Origin of the sequence: Klebsiella sp. K5-306 (assembly GCF_051835185.1) — a bacterium.
In the GTDB taxonomy this organism is placed as follows: Bacteria; Pseudomonadota; Gammaproteobacteria; order Enterobacterales; family Enterobacteriaceae; genus Klebsiella; species Klebsiella oxytoca.
The window spans coordinates 31,529-49,239 of sequence record NZ_JAIFJY010000006.1; the positions used below are offsets into that span (position 1 = coordinate 31,529).

Sequence of the window (17,711 nt, forward strand, 5' to 3'; positions counted from 1 at the left end):
TGATTATCCTTTTGAAAGATGTTCAGAAACGGTTTGAGCGGGGTTGTTCGCGGCGGCCTGCGCCTGTCGGGCGTCCTTTTTGCGCCAGTAGTTCGCCAGCAGCGAGCCGCTGACGTTGCCAAGCGGAGTCATCACCGCGGAAGCAAGGCCCACTGTTGCCAGCTTGCCCATCGCGGCGGCAAGCCCCGACGCCATTCCGCCGTTTTGCAGTCCGACTTCAAAGGCCACGGTACGGGCGGACTGTACGTCCATGCGAAAAATCCAGCGACTCATCAGATAACCAATCAGGAAACCGCCGAGGTTATGCATCAGCATGGCGAAACAGAGCAGGAAGCCGACCTGCACCAGGTTGTCGCGTCCCGCAGCGGCGGCGGTGGTCGTGAAGAAAATAATCCCTATCATCGAGATAGTCGGCATGATTTTCTTAATACCTTCAACGCGACCATACAGCCAGTTGTAAAACAGCGCCCAGACGAGACCGCCAGCCACGAAGTTGACAACCACGGCGTACATTTGCGCTTCGGCGCCGGCGCTGGCGAACAGCGTGTTCCAGCCTCCGGCGCTCATATACAGCAGCCACAGAGCGCCGAGCCCGGCCAGTCCCTGCACAATACGGCGGCCGCGTATACTGGCGTAGGTTTTCAGGTAGTCGTGTAAGATCGCCGCGCCGATCGGGATGAGCACGATTTTCACCACGTCCATCACCATTGCGGTCAGCTGAATATCGATCATCGAGCCCGCCAGCAGGTTAACCCACAGCGGCGTCATCACCGTGGCCGCCAGGGTTGATACTGCCGCTATCGATACCGCCAGCGCCAGGTTAGCGTTGGCGATGTAAACCATCACCGTCGAAGAGAGGCCGCTGGGACACGCGCCAATCAGCAGGATGCCCACCGCGACTTCCGGCGGAAAGTTGAAGACCAGGGTAATGGTCAGGCCGAGCAGGGGCATAATGACAAAATGGCAGAAGGTACCGATAAACACCGCCCACGGCATTTTGGCGACATCGATAAAATCCTGGATCGTCAGCTTGGTGCCCATGCTGAACATAGTGGCCTGGATGACCAGGAAAACGATCCATTTATGGGTGATGTTAAAGCCGCCCCAGACGATCAGATCCGTAGACCAGGTCATCGCGGCAACGAAACCGGCGATGATCCACAAGGTAAACTGATAGCTGCGTAACCCCGGCCAGTATCCTGCTCCCGCCGCAAAACCGGCGGTGAACATCACCAGCCCAGGCTGCCAGAGCGCGGGTGAATGCATCAGCGCGCCAACCGCCGCCAGGGCGGCGCCGGCGATGCTGACGCCGAGACCGGTTTTGTGAATAACAGTGGTCATAGTCATAGCGAAATGTCCTTTCTGTTGTTATTGCTGCCGGGGGGGAATAGATAACATTTGCCGCGCAATGTCGGGCGTGGCGACTTTCTTATCCATGCTGCGAATCAGGGTGGCGAGTTTGGCGACCTGCTGATAGTTATTCTGGGCTTTTTCTTCCGCGCTTAAATAATAGCTATCCTCAAAGCCAATTCGAACCTCGCTGGCGCCCATGGCGACTGCGGCAGCGATAATGTCGAAATTCTTTCTGCCAAAATGCGTTATTCCCCATAAGGCCTCGCGGGGGAGCATGCTGCGCATGGCAATTAATGTATCAATCGTGGCGGGAGTAGTGCCGCGATGCCCCAGTACAATATTAAACAGCATCGGAGTTTTGAATTTGATATTTTCCTGCAGAGCCAGGATATTATTAATCATGCCAATTTCGAAAACTTCAAATTCGGGAATTATGTTATGCTCGATGATTTGTCTTGCACAATATTCGACGTCCGGGCCGGGATTAAAGTAAACGGCATCGCCAAGGTTAACGGAGCCGACGTTAAGCGACGCCATCTCCACTCCTGAGCAGGCCAGGGGCGCGCAGCGTTCGGCGATGGACAGCGAAGAGACGCCGCCGGTAGAGGCCTGAATTATCAGGTTTGAATGGCGCATCACAGGGTCGATTGTGGCCTGAAAATCGACGGTGTCCGGCGTCAGACGCCCCTGCTTATCACGGACGTGCAGATGAACAATCGCCGCGCCATATTCTACGCTGGCGAGTATTTCCTGCGCCAGTTCTTCGGGTATGACTCGAGGGCAATCCGCGGCAACGGGTGCCAGCGAGATAATAACGGTATCCGACATATTTTCCTCCGGTACAGAGAGATTAAAATTCCAGGTAAGGCGTTATCCAGCGTAATGATTCGGGGCCTGATGTTGAGGGTTGATATTCACAACCAATCCAGCCCTTGTAGTTCATTTTTTTAATAAAATCGAATAACCATGCTTCATTTAATTCGCCGGTCCCAGGTTCATGGCGATAAGGAACGGAAGCAATTTGAATATGTTTGATAAGCGTAAAGTAGCGTTCAATATTTTTTGCGACGTTGCCGTGAATTTTCTGGCAGTGATAAATATCAAACTGTAAACCGATATTGTTCCTGGCGACCTGGTCAATGATTGCTGCGGCCAGCGGAAAGCTATCAATAAAATAGCCGGGCATATCCTGCGAGTTTAATGGTTCAATCAGCACGTCTATTCCCGCAACAGCCAGCACATCGCAGGCGATACGCAGCCTGTTGCGCAAGAGCTCAAGCTGGGCCTGATGCGTCAGAGCGTCGCAGCGCAAGCCCGCCATAACGTGAACCCGGCGGCAGCCCAGCGCCGTGGCATAATGACGAGCCCGCTCCAGACTGCGGTGAAACTCCTCTTCGCGCCCGGGTAGCGCTGCCAGCCCGCGTTCACCCTGAGACCAGTTGCCTGCCGGAGCGTTCATCAGCACCAGCGGTAGAGACGTTTGCCGCTGTGCCGCCTGCAGCTGTTCCAGCGGGTGTTGCCAGAGAAATAGCCCTTCAATGCCGTGAAAACCGGCCGCTTTTGCCGCCTGGAAACGGGCCGCTATCGGTAAATCGGTAAATAGCCAGTCGAGGTTAGCCGCGAGCTTCAGCATGATGCGCTCCCTCCCGGCTATCTACCAGATGCAGTTTCACCCCCTGGCTGGCAATAGTGTGTTGCGCATCCTCCGGTAGCCGGTTATCAGAAACAATATCGGTCAATTGCTCCAGCCCGCAGATATGGAACATGCCGTATTTGCCAAATTTACTGCTATCGCAGACCAGTACCCGACGCCGGGAAACGGTGAGCACCGCCTCCTTGACCGAGGCTTTCCCTTCGCTCGGCGTTGACATCCCGCGTTCGGTATCCCACGAAGAGGAGCTCAGAAACGCCACGTCAATATTAATGGTGCGAAGAAAGCTGGCGGCGCTTTTACCAATGCTTGAGCGGTTGCGCTGGTCCACCAGGCCGCCGGTGTGATAGAGCGTGATATGCGGCATATCCATCAGGTAGTGGCTGATGGAAAAGTCGTTGGTGACGACCGTCAGGTTAAAACAGCGGCTGGCGGCCACCGCTTTCGCCACTTCAAACAACGAGGTGCCGGCATCGAGGTAGAGCGTTTGACCCGGCTCGATGAGCATCGCCGCCAGCTGGCCCATTTTGCGTTTTACTTCATGATGCAACTCCGCTTTCTCTCGCCACGGCAGCTCGGATTTAAGCAGGTTATTGAGCTTTACGCCGCCGTTAATGGCGATAACCTTGCCTTCTTCTTCCAGCAGCTGAATGTCGCGGCGTACCGTCATATGCGACACGCTCATCAGCTCCGCCAGTTCATTGAAGGAGGCGGCGTTTTTTTCATGCACGTAGCGGTAAATAAAGTCGCGCCGTTGTTCCGGGATCATCATCGCACCTCAGGCCTGTCGGGATTGTTCGAGTTCGGCCACCGCTGCTTCTGAGAGCGGGACATAGCCGAGCGGTTTTAAGGTCAGCCAGATACGGGCGCTGTCTTCCAGTTCTTCGGCGTTAAACACCGCCTCGCGCAGCGAGCGACCGCTCACTACCGGCCCGTGGTTGGCCAGTAGCGCCGCCGTATGGTCTGCGGCGATGTCACTGAGCGCGCTGGCAATGCCCTCGTGTCCGGGTTTGAAATAGGGCAGCAGCGGCAGCCGTCCGACGCGCATCACGTAGTACGGCGTTAGCGGCGGCAGGCAGTTTTCCGGCGTGGCGCACGGTAGACAGGAGAGCGCGGTCAGCCACGGAGAGTGCAGATGTACTACGGCCCCGCAGGAAGGCCGGTGGCGGTACCACGCCAGATGCATAGGGACCTCTTTTGACGGCTTATCGCCGCTGAGATGCACGCCATCGGCATCCAGTCGACTCAGGGTGGCGGCCTGCAGTTCACCCAGACAAGAATTGGTTGGGGTCACCAGATAGCCGCCGTCCGGCAGCTTCACGCTGAGATTGCCGGAACCGCCGCTGCTGTAGCCGCGCATAAACAGCGAGCGCCCATAGTGGACCAGCTGTTCGCGGAGTTGGTGTTCACTCACCGGATTCATGATGGATACTCCTGGGCCGTAAAAAAGAAATCTTCGTCGCCAAAGTTGCCTGACTTCAGGGCCAGCGCCAGGCCGGAGGAGAAGACCCAGGGTACGCCCGGCGCGATCGCTCTGCCGACGGCCAGGCGCTTCACCTGTAGCGCTTCCACGACGGTGCCGGAGGTTTCTCCGCCAGCGACAATAAAGGTGTTGACGCCTGCGGCCAGAAGTTTGGCGCTCAGCCGGGCGAAAGTGCGTTCGATTGCCTGACTGGCGGCCTGTTCGCCGTATTCCTGTTGAATGCGCTGTAGCGCCTCTGGCGGCTGGGTGGCATAAAGTAGCGGCGCGAGCGGGTCGCTGATATGCGCCATCGCCCAGGTAGACAGCTCGTCGCTGTAGCTTTCGGTATCCGACAGGCAGCGGGCAACGTCAAGCAAACAGGATGCCGCCAGGGCTTTATAGCGGTTGACCTGGCGGTTGCTCATCGTCGAACAGCTGCCGGAGAACACGACTGCTCTGGCGGGAGAGGGAAAGCGGTGCGGCGACGCAACAGGATGACCACCAGCGTTAGCGGCCAGCGCGCCGCCGAGACCGGAACCTCCGGCCAGCAGCGGATACTCCTGCAGCGCCTGAGCCAGGGTATGGAGATCGGTGCCGTCCAGCGTATCGACAATCACATGGCGCGTCCCTTCAGTCTGATAGCGTTCTAAGGCGTAAGTGACCGCTTCCACACCGCTGCGAATCGTATTGAGAGCAATGTGCCCAACCGGGCTGGCCGTCTGCGCGGCCAGCAGGCGCGGTACGCTGGCATCGGTCATCGGATTTAGCGGATGTTTTTCCATACCGGATTCGTTAAGCAGCACCCCGTTCACAAACAGATGGCCGTGGACCACCGTGCGCCCGTTTTGCGGCAGAGCGGGGCAGTGAACGATTAGCGGGGCCTGAATGTCGTTCATCAGCGCATCGCTTACCGGGCCGATGTTGCCCGCCGGCGTGGAATCAAAGGTTGAGCAATACTTGAAATAGAGCTGGCGGACGCCGGCGTTTTGTCTTAGCCAGCGGGCGCAGGCCAGGGACTGGGCGACGGCCTGTTCTGCCGGTAAAGCGCGGCTCTTCAACGAGATGACGATAGCGTCAACCTCTTCGTTCCAGCTCTGAGTGATATCGGGCATGCCGGGCAGCAGCGCGACTCGCCAGCCCTGTTCAGCCATAAAGCTTGCTATATCCGTTGCGCCGGTAAAATCGTCGGCGATAACGCCTGTAGTGACGGCCATGGATCCACTCCGTTCAAGTTGTTTTCACATTGAACCTATTATTCAGGAGGGCATTTCACATTCACATGATGATTCTCACAAACAACAACATCACGAAAACGCATGATATTTGTATAACTTTATGAAATATAACAATTAATCATTTGTCGGTCAGAAATTTGTGCTCACAGTTTTCTGTGAAGATTCGTTAAAGTTTGAGAACGCTGGCCGCCTGAGCGCGGGCAGCTCTCAGGCATCGTCCTCCTGAACCGGCGTAACGGTTGTGCATTTTGATCATATTCATCTGTTTAAATGAGATTATTTTTTGCGTCAGTCATCATCCTTTTTATCCGTAATATTTTGCATATTAACCGCTTGCAAAAGCTTACGGAGAATAAGATGGCGGAAAATAAAAGGGATAATGGCATCGTTTTTTTTAGTTCGTTAACAGATGTTTTTTCGCGGGCAACGGGGCTGACGGCGATGGTTATTAAGGTAACCGACGGTCGCTTGCCCGATTGCTATGCGGGGGCAGAGTTCTTTTCCCTACCGCTGGTTCAAAGCAATGAAATATGCGGGTATATTATTTTTGACCATCGAGCAGCAACCGATAATAATCATCGCTCGGCGGCGATAAGGCTACTGCATTTCATCGTTAGTCATTACTCAGCGATGGAAGAAGCAGAGGAGGAAGGTGCGAGACTGGCGCGACAAAAGAGCACTTTTTATTATGCACAAAAATCGCCGCATGAAATAAAACTGGCGGCTGCGCTGCGCTATATTGATGAACATTTATATGATGAGCTGTCTCTGGAATCTGTTGCCGCCCATGTTTGTCTCAGCGCTAACTACTTCAGCCGTTTTTTTAAAAAGCGTCAGGGCGTAAATTTTAAGGTGTGGGTCAATCAGAAGAAAATGCAGCGTGCCGGAGAGCTGCTCGGGGACCCGGCTAATTCCATAGACAGCGTGGCGCGTAAGCTTCAGTTTGCGCAAACCAGCTACTTTTGCCGGGTGTTCCGCGCTGCTCACCGCACGACCCCCCAGTCGTTCCGCGAACGGAACCTCTGGAGATCTTCACCTCGCATCGGTTAGCCTCGAATTCAGGTTAATACAGATTTTTCCTGGAGCATTCATAATGTGTGCCCGATCGCGGAATTTTTCAATTATGCCCATGACCAGGTAATTAATTCCCAGTGGCTCTCTTCATGTCTTCGCTAATAAACAAGTTAACGTGAAAAAATATTGACAACTTAATGCTTTTAATTGTGCAGCAATCACGTTGTTTAAATTGTCTTTATTGTAGCGCCTGGGTATTATTGGTTATTATTTGATCAGTGATAGTATGCATTAATCATGGAATAGATCAATGACACCTGACGGTAAAATAAAATATAACACCGGGGGCTAACCTGATGTCCTTGCGCGCTTTTTTTATCTATTAAACAATTTTTGCACGCCGTAAATGGAAGACGTTATGAGAGGAAAAATACCGAAAACTGAATTACTGGTGACTTTTGAGGTTGTGGCTCGCCATGAAAGTTATACCCGGGCAGCGGAAGAGTTGGCTTTAACACAAAGCGCCGTGTTCCGACAGGTCACGGCGCTGGAGGATTTCCTCCATACGTCATTATTTAATCATGCTAAAAAAAGGATTTTTTTAAATGAGGCCGGCAAGCATTATTTGTCTATCGTTAAAGAAACGTTGAACAAACTGGAGCGTGATACCAATTCGATTATGACCTGGCAACCGACGGTGCAGGTTCTTGAACTGGCCGTTAATCCCACCTTTAGCACCCACTGGCTGATCCCCAACCTGCGCGAGTTTAATAAATTAAATCCTGACATCATCGTTAATATTCATTCGCTGGCCAGCATGAGTGATTTTCTGAGCCGCGAGTACGATGCCGCCATTATGCGCGAGGATTTTTGCTCGCCGTGGTCTGAAGTGGAGTATCTGTTTGAAGAGGAAATTTTGCCGGTGTGCGGCTGCGGACTGCTGTCGGAACCCGGGCAAAAGCTGGCGGTGGAGGAGCTGCTGGGCGAATTTCCGCTGCTGCATCAAAGCACGCGGATTCACGGCTGGCAGGAGTGGTTTGCGCTGTCGAATATCACCAGCCCGCAGATCAACATCGGTCCACGTTTCGATCTGCTCTCGATGCTGATTGCGGCAGTGCGTTCAAATCTGGGAGTCGCGCTACTGCCGCGTTTTGCCATTCAGCATGACCTGGATAGCGGTGAGATGGTGATCCCCTGCGATGTGCCGATTCGTACCGGTAACCGTTTTATTATGACGTGGCAGGAGGATAAAACGGAATCCCGTCATTTGCAGGTATTTCGCGACTGGCTGCTGCAAAAATCGGTGGTGTCGGCTGCCTGACGGTGCTTTGCCCGGGCTTCCGGCCCGCAGACGGCGGTGAACCCGTAGCCCGGGCAAGGCGCGTCAAGCGCCGCCCCGGGAGCAGCGCGCAGAATACCCCAGTAGAGAGCAGAGTCGTTGAACTCCCCGGAGGCGATGCTGCGCATCTGTCCGGGCTACCGCGCTGCAAACGGCGGTGAACCCGTAGCCCGGGCAAGGCGCGTCAAGCGCCGCCCCGGGAGCAGCGCGCAGAGTAGCCCAGGGAGCAGAACGCAGCGCGAGCCGGGTCAAACTACCAGTCGATTCCTGCCTGCGCCTGAATACCACCGTCAAAGGCGTGCTTCACCGGGCGCAGCTCGCTGACCGTATCGGCAAGCTCCAGCAGGCGGGCATGGCAGCCGCGGCCGGTAACAATCACGTTCTGCTGCGGCGGACGATTGACAATAGCGGCAATTACTTCCTGTGGATCCAGATAGCGATACGCCAGCATATACGTGAGCTCATCCAGCACCACCAGATCGTAGCTCGGATCGGCCAGCATGCGCTTACTCTCTCGCCATACGACCGATGCCGCCTCAATATCCGTTTCCCGGTTTTGCGTTTCCCAGGTAAAGCCGGTGCCCATAATGTGAAACTCAACGCCCAGAGGATGCAGCGTATTGTACTCTCCATTATCCCACTGGCCTTTAATGAACTGGGCAACGCCGACGCGCTTACCATGTCCGACGGCTCGCGTTGCCGTACCAAAGGCGGCAGTAGATTTGCCCTTACCGTTGCCGGTGAAGACGATCAAGATGCCTTTTTGCTCCGTTGCCGCCGCCACGCGGGTATCAACCTGCGTTTTCAGCTTCTGCTGGCGCTGACGATGGCGGTCAGGATTGCCTCGCGCGTGCATAAATGCTCCTTAGTGCCCTGCCGGACAGGTGGCGCAGCGGTGCTGCTGCTCGAACTGGCTAAAGAAGTTGTTGCCTTTGTCGTCAACCAGCACAAACGCGGGCAGGTTTTCGACTTCCATCATCCATACCGCTTCCATGCCCAGTTCCGGATACTCAAGGCAGCGTAAACTTTTCACGTACTGCTGCGCCAGCAGGGCCGCCGCACCGCCGATGCTGCCGAGATTAAAGCCGCCGTGTTTCAGGCAGGCTTCGGTCACCTGCGGGCTGCGGTTGCCTTTTGAGAGCATGATCAGACTCCCGCCCGCGGCCTGGAAAGCATCAACATACCCGTCCATCCGTCCGCCGGTGGTGGGACCCAGCGAGCCGCAGGCAAGATTGTCTGGCGTTTTCGCCGGTCCGGCGTAGTAGACGATATGATTGCGCATGTAAGCCGGCATCGGTTCGCCATTATCCAGCCGCTCTTTAATTTTGGCATGGGCAATATCGCGGGCGACGACAATTGGACCGCTCAGCGACAGCCGGGTACCGACCGGCAGGGCTGACATATCGCGAAGGATATCGCGCAGCGGCCGATTCAGGTCGAGCTGGACGGTCTGCGCCCCGTTTTCTATCCGCTGAGAATCAGGAATGAACTTGCCCGGGTTATGTTCCAGCTTCTCCAGCCAGATGCCGTGCTTGTTGATTTTGGCTTTAATGTTTCGATCGGCGGAGCAGGAGAGGGCCATAGCGATAGGGCAGGAGCCGCCGTGCCGCGGCAGGCGGATCACGCGAATATCGTGAGCGAAATATTTGCCGCCAAACTGCGCGCCGATGCCGAACTCGCGGCTGGCGTTAAGCAACGTCGCCTCCAGCGCGGTATCGCGAAACGCCTGGCCCAGCGCATTTCCGCTGGTGGGCAGATTGTCATAATATTTGGTCGAAGCCAGCTTCGCCACCTTCAATGCCTGATCCGCCGAGAGGCCGCCCACCACAAAGGCGATGTGGTACGGCGGACAGGCGGCGGTGCCCAGCGCTTTCATTTTTTCAATCAGGAAGGCGGTGAGTTTTTCCGGCTGCAGGATGGATTTTGTTTCCTGAAACAGCGCTGCTTTGTTCGCCGAGCCGCCGCCTTTGTTGACGAACAGGAAGCGGTATTCGCTACCCGGCACGGCGCTGATGTCGATCTGCGCCGGCAGGTTAGTCTCCGTGTTGACCTCGGTGTACATATCGAGGGGGGCATTTTGCGAATAGCGTAAATTATTTTCCTGGAAGGTGTTGTAGACGCCCTGACTCAGGGCTTCAGCATCGTTGCCGCCGGTCCAGACGTTCTGGCCTTTGCTCGCCACGATGGTTGCGGTCCCGGTATCCTGGCAGTTTGGCAGCACGCCTTTTGCCGAGACTTCGGCGTTGCGCAGCAGCTGCAGCGCAACATATTTATCGTTACTGCTGGCCTGCGGATCGTGCAGGATACTGGCGATCTGTTTTAAATGTCCGGCGCGCAGGAAAAATGAAGCCTCATAAAATGCCTGCTGAGCCAGCAACGTTAACGCTTCGGGCGCAACCTTGATGACCTCTTCACCATCTAACTCTGTCACCTTAACATGTTGATTACTGAGTAGTTCATATTCCGTATTATCTTTACTCTGCACAAAGAGTTCCTGCCAGACAAAGGGTTTAGACATGTGACATCTCACTATTTCGCGAAAAAGAGATTGGCCTGCGTCGCTTTAGCGACGTACTCGATGGTTTGCTGGGCGCGAACGCTATTACCGGCTGCATCCAGCGGAGGGGAATAGACGGCGATGGCGTACCGCCCCGGCACCACGGCGATCATCCCGCCGGCAACGCCGGATTTCGCCGGAATACCGACGCTATACAGCCATCTGCCGCTGCCGTCGTACAGCCCGGCTATCGCCATTTCCGCCAGTACCTGCGGCACATAGCTGGCGTTAAGCAGTTGCCTGCCGTTGAACGGCGATTTACCGCCGTTGGCCAGCACGGCTCCCATTTTGGCGAGCTGCTCAACGGTGATATCCACCGAACATTGACGGGTGTAGATTTCGACGGCTTCCTGCGGATCGCCATAAAAGCTGCGGTAGGAATGCATCAACATGGCCAGCGCCTGGTTATGCTGGTTGGTTGCCATTTCGGATTGAAATACCGGCTCGTTCACGCTCAGCGTACTGTCGGCCCAGGCGCTGAGATTGTTGAGGATTTTATTCCAGCGGTCGGTTTTGTCCTGCGCCGCAATCAGGCTCACGGTGCTCATGGCGCCGGCGTTGACTAACGGATTCTCCGGCGCGCCTTGGGTGAGTTCGACGGCTAATCCGGAATTGAAGGGCAGGCCGGTGGCGTTGGCGCCGAGTTTATCCAACACTTCCTGCGGTCCGCGTTGCTCCATTGCCAGCGCCAGGGTGAACACTTTGCTCAGGGACTCCATCGGGAACGCTTTTTTTACGTCGCCGGTCTGGTAAATTTTGCCTTCTACCGTCGCGAGCGTAATGGCGAAATTATCCGGGCTATAGGTCGCCAGAGCGGGGATGTAGTCGGCGACTTTACCCTCGTGGTTATTTTTATATTTCTGATGCGCCTGCTCGATAATGCTGGCGTAGTCCGGTGCGCCCTGAGCTGCGGCGGCGCCGCTAAACAATAAGCTGGCGGTGAACAGGCAGGTGCCGAGAAATTTAACGTTCATGGTATGTCCTGTTGAGATTATTGAGAGGAACCGGGCCGGATAGATCCGGCCTGGGGTTCATAGCCATCTTGCCATCAGGACATCGCCACTTCGGACGTTTCGCTGGCAGGACGCTCCTGCTCGGGTTTTTTGACCGGGGCGGTGCCGCGGCAGCCTTCTCCATAGTGCTCGCCTTCCCAGCGGCCAACGATGGCGGCGCCCATGGCGTTACTCATTACGTTGGTGGCGGAGCGACCCATATCGAGGAACGGATCGACACCCATCAACAGGATCAGGCCCGCTTCCGGAATGTTGAACTGGTTCAGCGTCGCGGCAATAACTACCATTGAGGCGCGCGGTACGCCCGCCATCCCTTTTGAGGTCAGCATCAGAATCAGCAGCATGGTGATCTGCTCGCCCATGCCGAGGTGCACGTTGCAGGCCTGGGCGATAAACACCGTGGCGAACGAGCAGTAGGCCATGGAGCCAACCAGGTTAAAGGAGTAGCCAATGGGCAGAACGAAGCTGGCGATTTTGGAAGAGACGCCAAATTTTTCCAGCTTATCGAGGGTGCCCGGGAAGGCGGCTTCAGAGCTGGACGTGGTGAAGGCCAGCAGGGCGGGCTCAAGGATCGCTTTGGTCAGACGGCCAATGCACGGACCAACAATGACCGCCGACAGGCCAATCAGCATCGCCCACAGCATGCCAAGCGTCAGGTAGAACTCACCCATAAAGATACCGGCGCTGACCATTACGCCCAGACCGCGCTCGGCGATCAGCCCGGAGATAGCGGCAAAGACGGTTAGCGGCGCGAAGAGCATGACGTAGCCCGTCAGCTTCAACATTACGTGGACCAGCGAATCGAGCACTTTCACAATGGGTTCGGCTTTTTCGCCGATAGCCGCCAGGCTACAGCCGAGGAAAATGGAGAACACCACGATTTGCAGGATTTCGTTGCGCGCCATCGCATCAACGATGCTGGTCGGCACCGCGTGAGAGATAAATACCTTCAGTGTGAAGGGCTCAGATTGAACGGCCGCGACCGCTCCGGCATCGTGGGCGACGAAATTAATCCCCGCCCCCGGCTGGAACAGATTAACGATCACCAGCCCCAGCGCAATCGACAGCAGCGAGGCGCAAATAAACAGGAAAAAAGTTTTCGAGAATATCCGCCCGAGCGTTTTAGCATCGCCCATTTTGGCGATGCCAACTACCAGCGTGGATATTACCAGCGGAGCGATAATCATTTTTACCATGCGTAAAAATATAGTGGTGAAAATAGAAATATCCTGCGCGTATGATTTTGCTGTATCAGCCGATGCCATATTATTAATTGCCACCCCGGCAATCATGCCGAGTATCAGGCCTAATATGATCATTTTGGTTAAACTTATTTTTTTCATGTTTACTCCATCGGATCGAGGTTAGTCGGTGAAGTGTTGTAGGGCAGCGCACGCCTGAGCCTGCAAACCGCTCAGACGGGCGCCTGTGGTGACCAACCGCATAAATTGTCTGGAATACAGTGATACAGCGAAATCCTGTACACCAAGGGATGTTGTTGTATTTTTATATCCGTTGTCTTTCACGCTGCATTTTTGTTGGCTGCCTTTGCTCACCCCAGTCACGTACGGATGTACGCTCCTGGGGATGAATGAGGGACATCCATGTCCCTCACCGAAGGCAGCCTCCGGCTGTTCAAATTCGTTCCTGACGAATCTGTCCTTCAGTTGCCGCCTCAATGCAACTCGAAATCCATTGGATATAGAATTAGAAATCAAACTCAATACTTAATAACGGCGCATGCTGCTGAGCGCCATAAACATCATTGTCGCCAACGTTGCCGGAAATAATATCCCGCGGCATGACAATTTTTACCGCGTTAGCCGGATCAAACCAGACAATGCGATGAATAAAATCAGGTCTCACGTTATACAAGCTGGCAATAAGCTGCGGAGTTAATTGCTCAGATCGTTTTACCCGCTGATAATCCTCCCGGGTTTTAAATAAAATATCTAAAACTAATTCATACGGCCCGGCGTTTTTGGAGCGGATCACCTGCGCCAGTGAGCATAGAGATTGTTTCATGCCTGAACTCCTTCTGGCGTGACCTGCTCGATATGGAAGTCAAAGCGCAGCGCGTCGCAGGCTTCAATCAGGTGATAGATTGAAAACTCATACACCGGGCCGCTCTGAATATCGGAAGGCGAGAACGGGAAGGCGAGGTTGCCCGCGGTCGCAATGCGGTTTTCATAACCGTAGTGCAGCAGGGTAGAGCGCACCAGCGAACAGACGCTGTTGGCGGTATCCTGAGTCGGGGCGACGACGTCCAGTAAAATCCCCAGCTCGTGCCCGGCGCTTTTCATCGGCTCATGATTGCCCATCACTCCGTTCTTTCCGTACAGATGGAAAGTCATGCGGATGCTGTCGTCACTCAGCGAGAGGTTGCGCGCCACGCTGGCCTGTACCTCTGCAAGAATCGTGTCGATCCCGGCGATCATGATCGGGTCGCGGGTTCCGGCAATGGTCAGGCAGCGAAAGCCGACCCGACGCGCGCCTTCCAGCTTCAGCGCGTAGGGCGTCTCTTCGTGGCGAGAGCCGCTAACGTAGACCTCGCCTTCGTTGACCGCTTTGAAGCTGCATCCTTTGAGGTTCAGCACGCCGCCGGGCCCCGGCAGGAAGTACGGATCGGACTTCTCGTATAACGTGTGCGCCGCGGCGGACGTTTCGGTGAATTTGCGCTGTGGATTGAAGGTTTTCAGCGTAAAACCGTTGTCGTCGATGATCCCCATCGCGCAGTCGGAGCCGGACCCTGGGGTCGCCGCAATGGCCGCGCATTCAAGGATCTTGCCGCAGTGCAGGGCCAGTCCCTCATCGAAGCCCTGCATAATCGGCAGCGCCGCGAAGCAGGCTGGATCGTACGCCCGTCCGCCCAGCACCACCTGGGCGCCGGCGGCCAGCGCCCGTTGGAACGGTTCGATACCCATCTGGGCGACGATATAGGTGCTCTCTTCAATGGCTTCGTGGGTCAGCTCGGGCACAAAGTCGAGGGCGGTGATTTTGCCGTTATCCAGCGCCTGATGCACGATGGATTTCTCGACGTCAGACGGGATCAGCGCCATGGAAAACGACAGTTTTTCTTCCTGCGCAATCTCATGGATGATTTGCCGGCACCACTCCAGGTGCGGGGCCGCGCCGGAGCCGCCGGCCGTGCCGATCACCACCGGAATACTGTTTTTTACGCCGGCGACGATCATATAGCGCAGATCGCGTTTCACTCCGGCTCTGTCGGTAAAGGGTTTACCTGCTCCCAGATAATGGGGGCCGGGATCGGATGAACCGGCGTCAACGGCAATCAGATCCGGAGACTCCGCCATGGCTTTAAGAAAGCTCTCTTCCGGAAAGCCATAACCCAGAATCGCGGTCGGCGATAAGATCTTAAAGGTACGAGCCATCTCTTAATCCTTAGTCTGCAACAGCGCGATGGTGCGGTTCATTTCGTTAAACACGATGTTAAGACCTTCGTCGAAGCCCATGCCTGGCTTGATCAGCATGCGCACAGGACGCGCGGCCAGCGCGACGTGAACGCAGGTGCGGGCGCTGATCTCGGTTTCGTTACAGGTCCCGCCCTGATAGGCTTCCATAGCATGTTTGTTGCAGTACAGCACCGCGTCCACAATGTTATGGACGCCGCCGAGGTCCGGGGTTTTAATCTGTACCATGTGGCAGCTGCCGGCATCGGTGAAGTCAACGATATCCTGATAGGTGTTACACCATTCATCGGCGACGATTTTCACCCCGGAACCCAGGCGGGTCAGCTCTTTGGTGATGGCGGTCAGCATGCGGATCTGATCCGGTTTGTTGCCGGCATCCACCGGGCCTTCTATATAGAGCGGCAGGCCCTGGGCCTCTTTCTCCAGGCTGGCGATATATTCGGCGCAGCGAAGCGGGTCCATATCGAAAATCAGGCCGATGGTGCCGTAAACATCGATATGCAGCGTCGGGCGGTAGCGGGGGCTGGTGCGCAGGCTTAAGATGCGGTCGGACAGCCAGCGGATATACTCGCGCAGTTTCTCCCCTTTCAGACCCAGCTTCTCTTCGACGTTGTTAATGAGCGCATGCGGCAGAACGTCAACGCCTTTGAGGATCATTTTGTCCACGGCGATGTAGCGGTCGTCGCCGCTCTGACCAAATAACGGAATCGCTTCCGGGATGCAGGGCAGCTGCCATTCGTCGCAAACCACCTCCGCCTTCAGACGGCCGCTGGCCAGCGCCGTGGCATCGAGTAGCGCCTGGGAGAGACCATAGCGGACGGCGGTATGCAGCAGTTGGCCGTCGATGCGCAGCTTGTCGAAGAAGCGGGCGTTCGGCAGGAACGTATCGACATCCCGGCCTTCCAGCAGCGGTTTAATATGATCGTTGAGGAAGGGAATAAAATTTTCCGCGAGGAACAGCGGGTCGCGGCCGCCGGCGCCGGAATACTGTACGGCGGCACAGTCACCGACCGCTACCGCGCCGTTTTCCAGAATTAGCTGCACGGAAACGCATTCACCCGCCTGGCGCACGGAGGTAAATCCGGGGGTAACCGGCGCGCCGGTATAGATGAATCCATCGTGACCCGCGCCGTTTTTAATCGCCTGCTGGTCATCAAAGTAGAATGAGGAGTAGCCAGCGGTGAAAAGGGCCTGTTTAATTTTCATTATGGTCTTCCTATTAATTGACTGTGGGATACCGCGTTGATGTCATCAACAACCATCTGGAATGAGGGCTTGCGACCTTCAAAATGCGCACGTTCTGCGACGTAATCGTGGTGCAGGGCGAGGATGTCCTTCGGCAGCGGAACCGCGCCAGCTTCAAGCACGCGAATGGCGCCGGAATTGTCGCGAACCGGCAGAATTTTGCCCGCGTTGCAGGATGCCGGAGCAAAAGGCACGTCCAGCACGCCCGCTTCAAAGGCCAGCACCGTACCGCGGGCGATATCGCCGTTACCCAGTTCGAAGACTTTCTTCAGTACCGCGCGTACCTCGCTTTTTATCAGCTCCACTTCCTGATCTACCGCGGCGCACGGCGGGAACTTCTGATCGCTGACCATATTGAGCATCTGGCGGGAGGCCCTCAGGCCCTGCGCGTTGGCCGCTGCGGTTGGAATACCGAACGCTTCATGCGGGCTCTTGGTGATCACTTTGGTGGCGCCGGACATGCCGGCCACCGCCGCGCCCCACGAGATAATGGCAAACGCTTTTGATTCATCTTCCGGAAAACCGCCCATCCACTGGTGGAAGACGGTACTCAGTTCATAATCGTCGAAACCGTAATTGCCAAAATATTCGTGAGAAAGTTCGCGAAGCGACTTAATTGCTGCAATGTCCTGGGTCAGGCTGCCCACCTGGCCGTAGCCGACGGTAATTGATTTGACGCCCTGTTCCAGCGCCAGCAGCCCTTCGATAATCGCCACCGCGTGGGACATAAACGGCGGGATCAGAGTGCCGGTCAGCGGGCCGAAAGGTTCGCGGTTAATTCGAATGCCGTGCTCTTCATAAAGGCCCATCAGACGGTCGCAGTACTGCCAGTCGCGAATCGACTTCTCCAGGGTCACGCGCTTGGCGTAGGGAATGTTGTAGGAGATACCGCCGCCTTCGTAGCTGGTAAAGCCGCTGGCCATGGAAATTTCCGCCAGCAGACGCGCGTCCGGCGTACCGTGACGTACCTGCACCGGTTTTTCCAGCGCTTCGGTCATCCGGCGGCAGGCAGCGACGCCGTGGTTAACCACCGGTAAACCGTTGAGTTTGGAGGTACCCGCTTCGATAGACTTCTGAATGCCGACCGCCGCTTCTTCGTAACGGTTAAGGCGGGTGTAGGCATCGATGGTACTGGGCAGTAGATCGCACTCTTCCTGCAGCGTCTTGAGTAGCGCAATGTGTTCATCCATCAGCGCTACGCCCGCGCGCGGCTGGCTCAACGTTTTACCTTCCTGGTCGGCCTTAAGCAGGGCGTGAGAAAAGCGTTTTTTCTCTGGAATAGTTTGCTGGTACTTCACGCCATCTTCGAAGTGCTCAACGTCCTTGCCGGTATGCCAGGTCTGCAACACCTGATGCCGCTCGGTCATGAATTCGTCATAGGTTAATTTTTTATTTCGAAGTTCCATTCGTA

16 protein-coding genes are annotated in these 17,711 nt (G+C 55.7%); 2 read left to right on the plus strand and 14 right to left on the minus strand.

What is annotated here, in order from left to right:
• Positions 1-3: 3 nt before the first annotated feature.
• The 6 genes from K2184_RS11140 to otnK are packed head-to-tail and all read right to left on the minus strand — an operon-like array spanning position 4 to position 5,680.
• Positions 4-1,347 carry a bile acid:sodium symporter family protein gene (locus K2184_RS11140; RefSeq protein WP_016807950.1) on the minus strand — a complete coding sequence of 448 codons (1,344 nt, stop codon included), beginning with the start codon at positions 1,345-1,347 and terminating at the stop codon, positions 4-6.
• Positions 1,348-1,368: 21 nt separating this feature from the next.
• On the minus strand, positions 1,369-2,181 hold the full coding sequence (locus tag K2184_RS11145) for a 3-keto-5-aminohexanoate cleavage protein (RefSeq protein ID WP_004111450.1): 813 nt from the start codon (positions 2,179-2,181) through the stop codon (positions 1,369-1,371).
• A 22-nt stretch (positions 2,182-2,203) separates the two neighbouring features.
• Entirely contained in the window at positions 2,204-2,986 is a 783-nt protein-coding gene (locus K2184_RS11150; RefSeq protein ID WP_004111452.1) for a hydroxypyruvate isomerase family protein, read from the minus strand.
• Entirely contained in the window at positions 2,967-3,776 is an 810-nt protein-coding gene (locus K2184_RS11155; RefSeq protein WP_017146329.1) for a DeoR/GlpR family DNA-binding transcription regulator, read from the minus strand. The genes K2184_RS11150 and K2184_RS11155 overlap by 20 nt, the downstream gene beginning before the upstream one ends.
• A 6-nt stretch (positions 3,777-3,782) precedes the next feature.
• Entirely contained in the window at positions 3,783-4,427 is a 645-nt protein-coding gene (otnC, locus tag K2184_RS11160; protein WP_004111456.1) for a 3-oxo-tetronate 4-phosphate decarboxylase, read from the minus strand.
• A complete protein-coding gene (gene otnK, locus K2184_RS11165; RefSeq protein ID WP_163525750.1) occupies positions 4,424-5,680 on the minus strand; it encodes a 3-oxo-tetronate kinase in 1,257 nt (418 codons plus the stop codon). The genes otnC and otnK overlap by 4 nt, the downstream gene beginning before the upstream one ends.
• Positions 5,681-6,058: 378 nt before the next feature.
• On the opposite strand from otnK, the gene K2184_RS11170 reads away from it, so the two are divergent.
• On the plus strand, positions 6,059-6,751 hold the full coding sequence (locus K2184_RS11170) for a helix-turn-helix transcriptional regulator (protein ID WP_163525751.1): 693 nt from the start codon (positions 6,059-6,061) through the stop codon (positions 6,749-6,751).
• Positions 6,752-7,133: 382 nt separating this feature from the next.
• Positions 7,134-8,036 carry a LysR substrate-binding domain-containing protein gene (locus K2184_RS11175; RefSeq protein ID WP_004100304.1) on the plus strand — a complete coding sequence of 301 codons (903 nt, stop codon included), beginning with the start codon at positions 7,134-7,136 and terminating at the stop codon, positions 8,034-8,036.
• Between the two features lie 271 nt (positions 8,037-8,307).
• On the opposite strand, the gene cobO is transcribed toward K2184_RS11175, so the two are convergent.
• From cobO to K2184_RS11215, 8 genes are all read right to left on the minus strand, one after another.
• Positions 8,308-8,910 (minus strand): cob(I)yrinic acid a,c-diamide adenosyltransferase, encoded by a 603-nt coding sequence (gene cobO / locus K2184_RS11180; RefSeq protein WP_004100306.1) that lies wholly within the window; start codon positions 8,908-8,910, stop codon positions 8,308-8,310.
• Positions 8,911-8,919: 9 nt separating this feature from the next.
• Positions 8,920-10,572, minus strand: coding sequence for a class I fumarate hydratase (locus K2184_RS11185; RefSeq protein ID WP_004100308.1), 1,653 nt, complete (start codon positions 10,570-10,572; stop codon positions 8,920-8,922).
• 11 nt (positions 10,573-10,583) lie between these two features.
• Entirely contained in the window at positions 10,584-11,585 is a 1,002-nt protein-coding gene (gene glsA / locus K2184_RS11190; RefSeq protein ID WP_016807957.1) for a glutaminase A, read from the minus strand.
• Positions 11,586-11,659: 74 nt separating this feature from the next.
• Entirely contained in the window at positions 11,660-12,967 is a 1,308-nt protein-coding gene (locus K2184_RS11195) for a dicarboxylate/amino acid:cation symporter (RefSeq protein ID WP_004100312.1), read from the minus strand.
• 364 nt (positions 12,968-13,331) lie between these two features.
• Positions 13,332-13,649, minus strand: coding sequence for a DUF4387 domain-containing protein (locus K2184_RS11200; protein ID WP_004100314.1), 318 nt, complete (start codon positions 13,647-13,649; stop codon positions 13,332-13,334).
• The gene (locus K2184_RS11205; RefSeq protein ID WP_004100315.1) at positions 13,646-15,016 is read right to left on the minus strand and encodes an acyclic terpene utilization AtuA family protein; all 1,371 of its coding nucleotides are present in this window, start codon (positions 15,014-15,016) and stop codon (positions 13,646-13,648) included. The genes K2184_RS11200 and K2184_RS11205 overlap by 4 nt, the downstream gene beginning before the upstream one ends.
• Positions 15,017-15,019: 3 nt before the next feature.
• The gene (locus tag K2184_RS11210; protein ID WP_004100316.1) at positions 15,020-16,261 is read right to left on the minus strand and encodes a methylaspartate ammonia-lyase; all 1,242 of its coding nucleotides are present in this window, start codon (positions 16,259-16,261) and stop codon (positions 15,020-15,022) included.
• The gene (locus K2184_RS11215; RefSeq protein WP_163525752.1) at positions 16,261-17,706 is read right to left on the minus strand and encodes a methylaspartate mutase subunit E; all 1,446 of its coding nucleotides are present in this window, start codon (positions 17,704-17,706) and stop codon (positions 16,261-16,263) included. The genes K2184_RS11210 and K2184_RS11215 overlap by 1 nt, the downstream gene beginning before the upstream one ends.
• Positions 17,707-17,711 lie beyond the last annotated feature (5 nt).